The organism is Neobacillus paridis, assembly GCF_016765675.1.
GTDB lineage: Bacteria > Bacillota > Bacilli > Bacillales > Cytobacillaceae > Neobacillus > Neobacillus paridis.
The window spans coordinates 1-799 of sequence record NZ_JAESWB010000133.1 but is presented as its reverse complement, the minus strand read 5'-3'; the positions used below and the strand labels follow the sequence as shown (position 1 = coordinate 799).

Annotated in this window: 1 protein-coding gene; it reads right to left on the bottom strand. The window is 64.3% G+C overall.

Features of this window, described 5'->3' with window-relative positions; translation table 11 throughout:
* Positions 1–34: 34 nt before the first annotated feature.
* The coding region (locus JK635_RS28215) for a hypothetical protein (RefSeq protein WP_202653297.1) at positions 35–799 on the bottom strand (765 nt) is incomplete at its 5' end.

Below are 799 nucleotides of genomic sequence, written 5' to 3'. Positions count from 1 at the left end.
GCCTGTTTCCGGCCCGAAAACCGGCGAAAGCGCCTCAAGGCAAGAGCACGCGCACCCGATCGCCCAAACTGGCAAGTTTCTTGTTGAGCAATTGATAGACATCGCGGTCGAAAGGCTGCTGGCCGCGCCGGGTGAGGATGCCAGGGTCGTCCTGGATATGGACAGTGCCAAGGTAAGCCCAGCCGTCCACGACATGCAGATTGTCGCCTTCCAGGATGCCAACCGGACCGGCATAGGGCCAGGGCTGCAGCCGCAGGCCGGACAGCGCCTCGCGCACACGGGCATTGTGCTCCTCCACCGGCTCGCGCCCGGCGCATACGCCCAGGCACTTCTTGACCTGGCTGGCGAAGCAGGCCTTGCCGCCGCGCGGCTTTTCCAGGCCCAGGGTGACGTGGCACAGCTTGTGGGCATCGGCCATGGCTTTCATCGCGTCGGTGGCCTTGCGCTTGCTGGTGTAGAGGCCATACAGCGCCGGATCATGGCCGAAGAACAGGTCATTGGTGTTGGCCAGCGCCAAGCGCAGGCTGCCGTTACGCTCGATCAGCCGCCACGAGCAGATCTCCTCGTTGGCGCGCAGCTTCACGTTGTGGGCCGGCTTGAGCTTCTTGACCAGCGCCGCCTCGCGCAGAAGCGCCCCCAGTTCGCCGCTGGCATGCAGCCAGTCGATGCGCTCGACCTGCTGGCTGATGGCCAGTTCCTTGGGCAGCGCATGGTCGGTGCTGAAATGGGAGAGGATGCGGCGCCGCAGGTTGTTGGCCTTGCCGATGTATAGCGGCAGGTCATTTTCGCCATAGAACAG